General features: G+C 70.4%; 7 protein-coding genes. 2 read left to right on the top strand and 5 right to left on the bottom strand.

Annotated features, from left to right (window positions below; translation table 11 throughout):
• Window positions 1–15: 15 nt before the first annotated feature.
• The 3 genes from nhaA to ACIA5F_RS11980 form a co-directional block, all read right to left on the bottom strand.
• Complete coding sequence (gene nhaA / locus ACIA5F_RS11970) at window positions 16–1,437, bottom strand: Na+/H+ antiporter NhaA (protein WP_399351896.1); 1,422 nt, start codon at window positions 1,435–1,437, stop codon at window positions 16–18.
• A 206-nt stretch (window positions 1,438–1,643) separates the two neighbouring features.
• Window positions 1,644–3,641, bottom strand: coding sequence for an acetate--CoA ligase (gene acs, locus ACIA5F_RS11975; RefSeq protein ID WP_399351898.1), 1,998 nt, complete (start codon window positions 3,639–3,641; stop codon window positions 1,644–1,646).
• Between the two features lie 148 nt (window positions 3,642–3,789).
• Entirely contained in the window at window positions 3,790–6,165 is a 2,376-nt protein-coding gene (locus ACIA5F_RS11980) for a bifunctional SulP family inorganic anion transporter/carbonic anhydrase (RefSeq protein ID WP_399351900.1), read from the bottom strand.
• Window positions 6,166–6,399: 234 nt separating this feature from the next.
• On the opposite strand from ACIA5F_RS11980, the gene ACIA5F_RS11985 reads away from it, so the two are divergent.
• Window positions 6,400–7,713 (top strand): hypothetical protein, encoded by a 1,314-nt coding sequence (locus ACIA5F_RS11985; protein WP_399351902.1) that lies wholly within the window; start codon window positions 6,400–6,402, stop codon window positions 7,711–7,713.
• On the opposite strand, the gene ACIA5F_RS11990 is transcribed toward ACIA5F_RS11985, so the two are convergent.
• Window positions 7,667–8,689: an ATP-binding protein gene (locus ACIA5F_RS11990; RefSeq protein ID WP_399351904.1), complete on the bottom strand. Its 1,023-nt coding sequence runs from the start codon at window positions 8,687–8,689 to the stop codon at window positions 7,667–7,669. The genes ACIA5F_RS11985 and ACIA5F_RS11990 overlap by 47 nt on opposite strands.
• Window positions 8,690–8,798: 109 nt before the next feature.
• Between ACIA5F_RS11990 and ACIA5F_RS11995 the strand changes: the two genes are divergently transcribed.
• A complete protein-coding gene (locus ACIA5F_RS11995) occupies window positions 8,799–9,620 on the top strand; it encodes an oxidoreductase (RefSeq protein WP_399351905.1) in 822 nt (273 codons plus the stop codon).
• Between the two features lie 514 nt (window positions 9,621–10,134).
• Here ACIA5F_RS11995 and ACIA5F_RS12000 read toward each other — a convergent pair.
• The gene (locus ACIA5F_RS12000) at window positions 10,135–11,001 is read right to left on the bottom strand and encodes an HAD family hydrolase (protein ID WP_399351907.1); all 867 of its coding nucleotides are present in this window, start codon (window positions 10,999–11,001) and stop codon (window positions 10,135–10,137) included.
• Window positions 11,002–11,317 lie beyond the last annotated feature (316 nt).

Raw genomic sequence — 11,317 nt, forward strand, 5'->3', positions numbered from 1 at the left:
GCGTCGTCAGTCAGATCATGCCGGACGGTTGCCCCCGCCGCTGGACCCGGCGGTCGCTTCGGTCGCGGCGGCGGCCCTGCGGCGGTGTTCCGCGGCCTTCTCCTCGTAGATCCTGGCCATCCGCAGGTGGTAGTCGGGCTTGTCCTCCTCGTAGATGTCCGGGATGCCGTCGTGGTCCTCGTCGCGCTCCTCGGCCTCGGTGAGCGCCTGGTAGGTGCGGTTGCGGAGCTTGAGCATGACGGCCGCGAGCACGGCGGCGATGAGGGAGCCGATCAGGACGGCGGCCTTGACCTCGTCGGTGAGGACCTGGTCCCCGGCGAAGGCGAGTTCGCCGATCAGGAGGGAGACGGTGAAGCCGATGCCGGCGAGCGTGGCCACGGCGAAGACGTCGGGCCAGGCGAGGTCCTCGTTCAGTTCGGCCTTGGTGAAGCGGGCGGCCAGCCAGGTGCCGCCGAAGATGCCGACGGTCTTGCCGACGACCAGGCCGAGGACGACGCCGAGGGTCTCGGGCCGGGTGAAGACCTGGGCGATGGCGTGGTCGGAGAGGGAGACCCCGGCGGAGAAGAGGGCGAAGAGGGGCACGGCCAGCCCGGCCGAGAGCGGCCGGACCATGTGCTCGATGTGCTCGCCGGGGGAGTGCTCCTCGCCGTCCTTGCGGTGGCAGCGCAGCATCAGGCCCATGGCGACGCCCGCGATGGTCGCGTGGACGCCGCTGTTGTACATCAGGCCCCAGATGGCCAGGGCCAGCGGGACGTAGAGGTACCAGCCGCGGACGTTCTTGCGGATCAGGAACCAGAAGAGGACCAGGCCCGCGAGCGCGCCGCAGAGCGCCAGGAAGTCGATGTCGCTGGTGAAGAAGACCGCGATGATCAGGATGGCGAAGAGGTCGTCGACGACCGCGAGGGTCAGCAGGAAGGCGCGCAGGGCGGACGGCAGCGAGGTGCCGATGACCGCGAGGACGGCGAGCGCGAAGGCGATGTCGGTGGCGGTCGGGACCGCCCAGCCGCTCGTCGAGCCGTTGCCGAGGGTGGTGACCAGGGTGTAGACCAGCGCGGGCACGGCCATGCCGCACAGGGCGGCGACGACCGGGAGGGCGGCGGCCTTGGGGTCGCGCAGGTCGCCCGCGACGAGTTCGCGCTTGAGCTCGATGCCGGCGACGAAGAAGAAGACGGCGAGCAGGCCGTCGGCCGCCCAGTGCTGGAGCGAGAGGTCCAGTCCGAGGGCGGCGGGGCCTATGTGGAAGTTGCGGACGCTGTCGTAGCTGTCCGAGACGGCGGGGATGTTCGCCCACATCAGGGCGGCTATCGCGGCGACGAGGAGCAGCACACCGCCGACCGTCTCGGCGCGCAGGGCGTCGGCGACGAACCGGCGCTCGGGCAGCGAGAGCCGGCCGAGCAGCTTGCGGCTCTGGGGGTCGGTGGAGCGGGGCGCGGCCACGTGAGGAACCTCCGGGGTGGGTTGGACGGCATGGCGAAGCACTTGCCGACCAGACTTCCCGGCACACCCTGTGGACTTTCTTTACGCTTTCAATATTTTACAGGGTGCACGCAAGGTCGTATCCGGTGATCGTCACTTTATGCGCGAAAGGGGCATCCGGCGCGTTGCGCCGAATGCCCCTGCTCACCGCCGTGGGTGCGGGAGTGTCAGTCCTCGCTGCCCGCGGCAGGAAGCTTGGACTGAATCAGGTCCATGACCGAGGAGTCGGCCAGAGTGGTGACGTCACCGACCGCGCGGTTCTCCGCCACATCGCGCAGCAGCCGGCGCATGATCTTGCCCGAGCGGGTCTTCGGCAGCTCCTGGACCGGCAGAATCCGCTTCGGCTTGGCGATCGGGCCGAGCGTGGCACCGACGTGGTTGCGCAACTCCGCGACCAGGGTGTCGGTCTCGGAGGCGGTGCCGCGCAGGATGACGAAGGCCACGATGGCCTGGCCGGTGGTCTCGTCGTTGGCGCCGACGACGGCCGCCTCGGCGACCGAGGGGTGCGAGACGAGCGCCGACTCGACCTCGGTGGTCGAGATGTTGTGGCCGGAGACCAGCATCACGTCGTCCACCCGGCCGAGCAGCCAGATGTCGCCGTCCTCGTCCTTCTTGGCGCCGTCGCCCGCGAAGTACTTGCCCGCGAAGCGGGACCAGTAGGTGTCGATGAACCGCTGGTCGTCGCCCCAGATGGTGCGCAGCATCGACGGCCACGGCTCGGTGAGCACCAGGTAGCCGCCACCGCCGTTCGGGACCTCGCGCGCCTCGTCGTCCACGACGGTGGCGCAGATCCCGGGCAGCGCGCGCTGCGCGGAGCCCGGCTTGGTCTCGGTGACGCCCGGCAGCGGGGAGATCATCATCGCGCCGGTCTCGGTCTGCCACCAGGTGTCCACGATCGGACAGCGGTCGCCGCCGATGTGCTTGCGGTACCAGATCCAGGCTTCGGGGTTGATCGGCTCGCCGACGGAGCCCAGCACGCGCAGGCTCGACAGGTCGAACTTCGCGGGGATGTCGTCGCCCCACTTCATGAACGTACGGATGGCCGTGGGCGCCGTGTACAGGATGGTGACGCCGTACTTCTGCACGACCTCCCAGAACCGGCCCTGGTGCGGCGTGTCCGGCGTGCCCTCGTACATCACCTGGGTGGCGCCGTTCGCGAGCGGCCCGTAGACGATGTACGAGTGCCCGGTCACCCAGCCGATGTCGGCGGTGCACCAGTAGACGTCGCTCTCCGGCTTCAGGTCGAACACCGCGTGGTGGGTGTACGCGGCCTGCGTGAGGTAGCCGCCCGAGGTGTGCAGGATGCCCTTGGGCTTCCCCGTGGTCCCCGAGGTGTAGAGGATGAAGAGCGGGTGCTCGGCGTCGAACGCCTGCGGGGTGTGCTCGGCGGACTGGCGGCCGACGATGTCGTGCCACCAGACGTCGCGGCCCTCGCTGAAGGCGGTGTCCTGTCCGGTCCGGCGGACGACGAGGACGTGCTCCACCTGCGGACACTTGGCGACGGCCTCGTCGATGGCGGGCTTCAGCGCGGAGGGCTTGCCCCTGCGGTAGCCGCCGTCGGCGGTGATCACCAGCTTGGCGTCGGCGTCCTGGATGCGGGAGGCGACGGCGTCGGCGGAGAATCCGCCGAAGACCACCGAGTGCGCGGCGCCGACACGGGCGCACGCGAGCATCGCGACGACCGCCTCGGGAATCATCGGCAGGTAGACCGCGACCCGGTCACCGGCCTGGACGCCCAGCTCGGTCAAGGCGTTGGCGGCCTTGGAGACCTCGTCCTTGAGCTCCGCGTAGGTGATCGCGCGGCTGTCGCCGGGCTCGCCCTCGAAGTGGATGGCGACCCGGTCGCCGTTGCCCGCCTCGACGTGACGGTCCACGCAGTTGTACGCGACGTTCAGACTGCCGTCCGCGAACCACTTCGCGAAGGGCGGGTTGGACCAGTCCAGCGTCTCGGTGGGCTCGGTGGCCCAGGTCAGCCGCCGGGCCTGCTCGGCCCAGAAGCCCAGCCGGTCCGCGTCGGCCTGTGTGTACGCAGCCTCTGTGACATTGGCGGCGGCGGCCAGATCGGCAGGCGGTGCGAACCGCCGCTCCTCCTTGAGCAGATTGGCCAGGCTGTCATTGCTCACGACATCTCCCTTTCCCAGGGTGTCCGTTGTGTCCCCGGGCATAGCTCATCAGTCAGCGGCCCGGGTGACAAGGGGTAGCCGGAAATTGGTGTAGACCTATACCCCTTCCGGACCGACGCACAGTTGGCCTCCCCCCGCCACCAGGGCGGGAGGAGGCCAACCGATTGCACGGATACGGGAGGGTATCGGTTCAGACGTGCTGTCCCACGCTGTCGAAGACACGGCAGTCGAAGAAGTCCTCGCCCGCGGAGAGCAGGTAGGCCTGGGCCTCGCCCACGTGGAAGTACATCCCGTGCAGCTCCAGCGTGCCCTCGGCGAGCCGCCGGGCCACCGACTCGTGCGCCCGCAGGTGCTCCAGCTGCTGCACCACGTTGGTCAGGCACAACTGCTCCACGGCGTCCGCCGGGAGCCGCCCCGAGATCCGGGCCCAGGCGTGGTGGCGGCTGGCCATCCGTTCCAGGCTGGGCAGGCCGTGGCGCAGCCAGCGGCGCAGCGGGGTCACCGGCGCCCCGGGCACGGAGCTGAGCAGGGCCTGCATCGCCCCGCAGCCCGAGTGCCCGCAGACCGTGATGCTGTCCACCTTGAGCACGTCCACGGCGTACTCGATGGCCGCCGCGACCGAGTCGTCGGTGGACTCGGCCCCCGGCGGCGGGACCAGGTTGCCGACATTGCGGACGGTGAACAGGTCCCCCGGGCCGCTGGCCGTGATCATGCTGGTCACCAGCCGGGAGTCCGCGCAGGTGAGGAAGAGCTGCGAGGGCCGCTGGCCCTCGCGGGCCAGCCGGGCCAGCTCCTCGCGGACACGGGGTGCGGTGTCCCGCTGGAAGGCGCTGATCCCGCTGGCCAGCTGCCCGGCGCCGCGCTTGCGCGATGCGGGCGCCGCCGCCTCCTCGAAGGCGGTCCGCTCCGCCTCCGACGCCGTACGCGCGCCCGTGGGCCGGTGGTCGCAGTGGTTCTGCCAGGGGGTCCAGGGCCGGCAGCAGTGGTGCGCCGCGCGCGGGCTCCCGCCGTGGTCGGGTCCCGGCCCGGACTCCGGCCCGGCTTCGGAGATACGGGCCCCGGAGCGGCCGGTGACTTCGAGGGAGCCCCCGTGCGCCAGATGGGAGTCCTGCCAGTCCTGGAGCGTCTCGTACGCGGCGTGGTCCATGAACGAGCCGTCCAGCTCGACCACCGCGTGCCCGTAGGCCGGGATCTGGTTCAGCACCCGGCTCAGCCGAGGCACCGCCAGGAAGGTCAGCTGCCCGCGCGCGCACACCAGGTGGACCCCGCTGTCCAGTTCCTCCAGGGTGATCCGGGTCCGGGCCACCCGGTGCAGGGCGACGGCCACCGCCACCGCGATGCCGATGGCGACGCCCTCCAGGACCCCGCCGAGGACCACGGCGACGATCGTCGCCCCGTAGACCAGGATCTCCCGGTGCCGGGTGACGTTGCGCAGATGGGTGATGCTGACCATCTGCACCCCCACCGCCATCACCAGCGCGGCCAGCGCGGCCAGCGGGATCAGGTCGAGGACCGGGACGAACAGTCCGGCCGCCAGCAGGACCCAGAACCCGTGCAGCATGGACGACCTCCGGGTGACCGCGCCGGACTTGACGTTCGCCACGCTGCGGACGGCGACCCCGGTGACGGGGAGCCCGCCCAGCGCCCCGGAGACGATGTTCGCCGCACCCTGGCCGCGCAGCTCCCGGTCGAGGTCGGCGCGTGGCGGACGGTTCTCCGTACCCCGCTCGGAGGCGATCAGCTTGTCGGTGGCGACGGCGGAGAGCAGGGACTCCACGCTGCCGACGAGGGTGATGGTCAGGACAGCGGCGATGAGGCCGAGGACCGGCCCCTGGGGCAGCTCGGGCAGGGCGTGGCTGCGCCAGGAGGGCAGGTCCACCCGGGGCAGGGTGAGCCCGGCCAGCGCCGCGACGGTGGTGGCCGCGGTGACGGCGGCGAGCGCGGCCGGCACCTTGCGCAGGGCCCGGCCCGGTTTCCCGGGCAGCCGGGTCCAGCCGAGCAGGACGAGCATGGTCAGCAGGCTGATGCCGAGCGACGCGGGGTGCAGGTCGGCCAACTGGGCGGGCAGCCCCTTGACGTTGGCCACGGCGGAGCTCTGCGGGGTGCCGCCGAGCACGATGTGCAGCTGGGCCAGGGCGATGGTCACGCCGATGCCCGCGAGCATGCCGTGCACGATGGCCGGGCTCACCATGAGCGCCGACCGCGCGGTCCGCAGCGCGGCGAGGGCGAGCTGGCACACGCCGGCGAGCACCGTGATGGCGCACGTGGTACGCCATCCGTAACGCTGGATCAACTCGGCGGTGACGACGGTGAGTCCGGCGGCGGGCCCGCTGACCTGGAGCGGAGCCCCGCCGAGCCGCCCGGCCACGATTCCCCCGACGGCTGCCGCGACCAGGCCGGCCTGGAGCGGGGCGCCGGTGGCCAGGGCGATGCCCAGGGAGAGGGGCAGGGCGATCAGGAAGACGGCGACGGAGGCGGAGAGGTCTGCGGGCAGGTCCTTGCGGGGACGCGTGGGGGAGGTGGCCGTACGGACGCCTGAAGCGGTGTCCGGGGAGGTGGCTGTCATAGGTCCCGTCTCCTCGGTCGGAGGGGTGAAGCGGCGGGAGTCTCAACACTCGGTAAATGAACGGTAATGGAGAGTAAAGATCTGCGGTAGGTAATACGGGCAAATAGCCTACGAATTCCCCCGCAAGGGTGATTAAGTATTTAGTACGGCTTGTCACACCTTCTTCAAAGCAGACCGCATGGGACGTTGCGGCGCGGAAGTCCTGCGAAGGAACTGCGAGGGAGAGGTGGACGGATGATCGCCGCCACGAAGAAGATCGCCGGTGGCCTGGTCGCCACGGCGCTGGTCCTGGGGGTCGCCGGGTGCAGCACCTCGGGGCCCGCCAAGCCCACCGCCCCCGGCGGCCAGGCCACCAAGGAGGGCGCCGGAGCCCCGGAGGCACCCGCCCCCGGCACCGTCAAGCGGCCCATCGGCGACGGCTCGACCGTGTACACCGGCCAGCAGCCCCACGTGCAGAAGGCGCAGAAGCTCAAGCCCGGCGAGAAGCCGCCGCAGTTCGTGGTGTTCTCGTGGGACGGGGCCGGCGAGGACAGCCAGAAGCTCTTCTCGCACTTCCGCGAGGTCGGCAAGAAGTACAACGCCCGGATGACCTACTTCCTCAGCGGTGTGTACCTCCTGCCGGAGGAGAAGCGTTCCCTCTACACCGCGCCGCAGCACTCGCCCGGCCGCTCCGACATCGGCTTCGGCGACCTCCAGGGCATCAAGGACACCGTCACCCAGGTCCGCGGGGCCTGGCTGGAGGGCAACGAGATCGGCACGCACTTCAACGGCCACTTCTGCGGCCCCGACGGCGGCGTCGGCACCTGGTCCGTCGCCGAGTGGAAGAGCGAGATCAACCAGGCCAAGTCCTTCGTCAAGAACTGGAGGACCAACGCCGGCCTCAAGAACCAGGAGCCGCTCCCCTTCGACTACGACAAGGAGCTCATCGGCGCCCGGACCCCCTGCCTCGAAGGCCAGAAGAACTTCATGCTGGCGGCGAAGGACATGGGTTTCCGTTACGACTCCAGCGGCATCAGCAAGCAGATCTGGCCCAAGAAGACGGACGGGCTCTGGGACCTCCCGCTCCAGCTCGTACCCCTGCCGGGCCGCGCCTTCGAGACCCTGAGCATGGACTACAACTACCTCGTGAACCAGTCCGGCACGACGACGCAGGGCGACCCCTCGCAGCACGGTTACTGGGGGGACCAGATGCGCGACGGCCTGCTGCAGGCGTTCGATCGCACCTACCAGGGCAACCGCGCGCCGCTGATCATCGGCAACCACTTCGAGTCCTGGAACGGCGGCACCTACATGCGCGCCGTCGAGGAGTCCATCAAGAGCATGTGCACCCGCAAGGAGGTCCGCTGCGTGCCCTTCCGCGAGCTGGCCGACTGGCTGGACGCCCAGGACCCGAAGACCCTGGAATGGATGCGCACGCTCGACGTCGGCCAGACGCCGAAGGACGGCTGGGCCAAGTTCCTGACCGCGGGGCCGCCGGCCAAGCCGTCCGCCCCCGCGGATGTCAAGCCGGCTGCTGAGCCGGCTGATGCGGGTGCGAACGAGGGCTGACGAGCCCCTCGATCCCCTCGTGCAGGACGAAATCGGGGTCGACCTGGTCCGCCAGGTCGACCCCGGTCTTGGCGTTGCCCCAGCTCTGCGCGTTCCGCAGGTGGAAGTGGACCATCTGCTCCGTGTACCGGGCCCAGTCGCGGTGCGCGTACGAGTCGTCGGCGGCGTTCTGGAGCGTCTGGAGGGCGAGCCGGTTGGTCGCCTCCAGCAGCTCGAAGGCGGCCGGCCGGCCCTTCTCCATCGTCCGCACCCAGTCCGAGTGCCCCACGGTGACGAGCAGGTCCTCGCCCACCTCGTCCTGGAGGAAATCGACGTCCTCCGGCCCCTGGACCTTGTTGCCGACCACCTTGAGCGTGATCCCGAAGTCCCGCGCGTACTCCTTGTACTGGCGGTAGACGGAGACGCCCTTGCGGGTCGGCTCGGCGATCAGGAAGGTCACGTCGAACCGGGTGAACATGCCCGAGGCGAAGGAGTCGGAACCGGCCGTCATGTCGACGACGACGTACTCGTCCGGGCCGTCGACCAGGTGGTTGAGGCAGAGCTCGACCGCGCCGACCTTGGAGTGGTAGCAGGCCACCCCCAGATCGGACTCGGTGAACGGTCCGGTGGCCATGAGCCGTACGGGCTCCCCGTCGAGCAGCAGCGTGCGCGCGCAGGTCTCGTACACCGGGTTGTCCTCGGTGACCCGCAGCAGGCGCGATCCGGTGCCGGGCGGGGTGGTCTTGATCATCGCGTCGGCGGACGGGATGCGCGGGTTGGAGCCCCGCAGGTAGTCCTTGATCAGCGGCAGGTGCGCACCCAGGGCGGGCAGCGCGGCGGCCTCGTCCTCACCGAGTCCGAGCGCGGCACCCAGGTGCTGGTTGATGTCGGCGTCCACGGCGACGACGGCGGCTTCGTTGGCTGCGAGGTGGCGGATGAAGAGGGAGGACAGCGTCGTCTTGCCGCTGCCGCCCTTTCCCACGAAAGCGATCTTCATGTTCACCAAGAGTAGTGGATCGACCGCGTGGTGTGGTCAAGGTGAGTGAAGAAGACCACTCCAAGGAGGGGTCGGTGGCGGGGGTGCGCAGTGCGTAGGCTCCCTACTTATGAGTAGCGCTTCCGACCCGCTGGCCGCCCTGGGCGCCCTCCCGGGCGTCGCCGAGTCCGTGGATTCCGTACGCAAGGCCGTGGACCGGGTCTACGGACACCGGGTGATGCGCCGCCGCAGCCCGGAGATCGCCTCGGAGGCCGCACTGCGCGCCGCCCGCGGGAGCGCGGCGCTCTCCGGGGCGGACTGGGCGCTGGAGGAGGTGCGCCGCCGGACCGACTTCGGCTCGGAACCGCAGGCGCGCACGGTGGGCGCGGCCCTGCGGCTGACGGCGGAGGCCGGTCAGCTGCTGAGCATCTGGCGCCAGTCGCCGCTACGGGTCCTCGCGCGCCTGCACCTCGTGGCGTCGGGTTCGACGGCGGACGGGGACGTGGTGGGCCGTCCCCGGCTGGGCGACGAGCCGGTGGACGAACCCCTGGTGGAGCTGGAACTGCCCGACGCCCAGGAGGTGGCGGGGCGGCTGGAAGGCCTCTCCGGCCTGGTCGTCGCGGGCGGCTCGGCCCCGGCGCTGGTCACGGCCGCGGTGGTGCACGGCGAGCTGCTGGCGCTGCGCCCCTTCGCCTCGTACAACGGGCTGATCGCGCGGACGGCCGAACGCATCGTCCTGATCAACAGCGGCCTGGACCCGAAGGCGGTCTGCCCGGCGGAGGTGGGTCATGCGGAGCAGGGCCGGGCGGCGTACCTGGCGGCCTTCGAGGGCTATGTGTCCGGGACTCCGGAGGGGATGGCCGCCTGGATCGCCCACTGCGGCCGGGCGGTCGGACTCGGCGCCAGGGAGTCGACGGCGGTCTGCGAAGCGCTCCAGCGCGGCGCGGCGTGAGGTTCCTCCCCTGAACGGGGTTGCGGCGACACCGTCTTGCTCTGGTGTCGCCGCTGGCACTTGCGCCCAGGTACCAAGCGTCCTCGATGATTGCCCATCAGGCCGGGAACTCTGCCCGTCACCTGGTGCGGCTGGCCCGTATTCGACGGGTCGACGTCGCGTGGGTCCTCGGCGTTCATGCTTCGGTCCGTGGGCCTTACTGCGTTGTAAAGATGATCCTCTCGGATGTTCTTTGGTCTCGCGGGCCGTTGACTCCTTTGTACTCCGCTTCGGAGGTGAGCGAAAGCCCTGGCCGCACTTCTTTACTTTTCCGGACGAAACCGACTAAACCCGACAGGGTGTCTGTGCGTCACCCGCGCACGGACCCGTACCTGCCCCGACACGCCCCCGGGGTCGTATCCCCCCGCCCTTCCGGCGCCCGGCCAGGGCGCCTGGGCCCCCGCGCCGGGCCCGCCCGGGCGGGCCCGGCGCGGGGAAGCGGCGGAGCCGGACGGTCCGGGCCCGGGAGCGCGGCTCAGGTGACGATCGACGCGTGACCCCGGCGCCGGCTCAGGTACCAGACCAGCCCGGCGGTGGCCGCCGCCGCACCCACGGCCGCCGCGGCGGCCAGCGCGGGCCGGGGCGGCATCGACAGCCCCGGCAGCCGCTGCTTCAGCCGTACCGGCCGGTTGAACACCAGCACCGGCCACTCCCGCGCGACGGCTTCCCGCCGCAGCGCGCGGTCCGGGTTCACCGCGTGCGGGTGCCCGACCGCCTCCAGCATCGGCACGTCGGTGGCCGAGTCGCTGTACGCGTAGCAGCGCGCCAGGTCGTACCCCTCCGACTCCGCCAGCTCACGCACGGCCTCCGCCTTCGTGGGGCCGTAGGCGTAGTACTCGATCTCGCCGGTGAAACAGCCGTCCTCGCCCACCACCATCCGTGTCGCGACGACCCGGTCCGCGCCGAGCATCTCCCCGATCGGCTCGACCACTTCCGCCCCGGAGGTCGACACGATCACCACATCGCGTCCCGCCGTGTGGTGGGCCTCGATCAGCGAGGCCGCCTCGTCGTAGATGATCGGGTCGATCAGGTCGTGCAGGGCCTCCGCGACGATCTCCCGGACCTGCTGCACGTTCCAGCCCTTGCAGAGGGCTGAGAGGTACTCGCGCATCCGCTCCATCTGGTCATGGTCGGCGCCGCCGGCCAGGAAGATGAACTGCGTGTAAGCGGTACGCAGCACGGCTCGCCGGTTGATCAGCCCCCCGTGGTAGAAGGACTTGCTGAACGTCAGAGTGCTCGACTTCGCAATGACCGTCTTGTCCAGGTCGAAGAAGGCAGCGGTGCGGGGCAAGGAGCGCGGCAAGGGCTGATTTTCCACGCCTTGAGCATATGCGCCCACCATTCGGCGTAAGGTGTGGCGCGTGGGTTTGCCTGAGAAGCCTCTCGGGTACACCATGGAAGTCACGGATCGTTCGCGACCGTGCTAACCCGGTCTGGCTCCTCCCCCCCCGAGTCGGACCGTGGGGACGACCCCCGCTCTCCCCCCCGGCGGGGGTCGTCGCATGTCCGGACGCGGTTCGCGTCCCTGCCTTCGGCCCCAAGTGATCATCTCCTGGCCCCTTTCCCGTCCGTGGGCCTGCGTGTCGAAGACCCTCACCTCCCCCAACTCGTGACGCTGCGTAGTGGTTCCGCCGCGCTCCGGAAGTCACCTGTCGGGG

The organism is Streptomyces sp. NPDC051567 (assembly GCF_044454165.1).
Classification (GTDB): Bacteria; Actinomycetota; Actinomycetes; order Streptomycetales; family Streptomycetaceae; genus Streptomyces.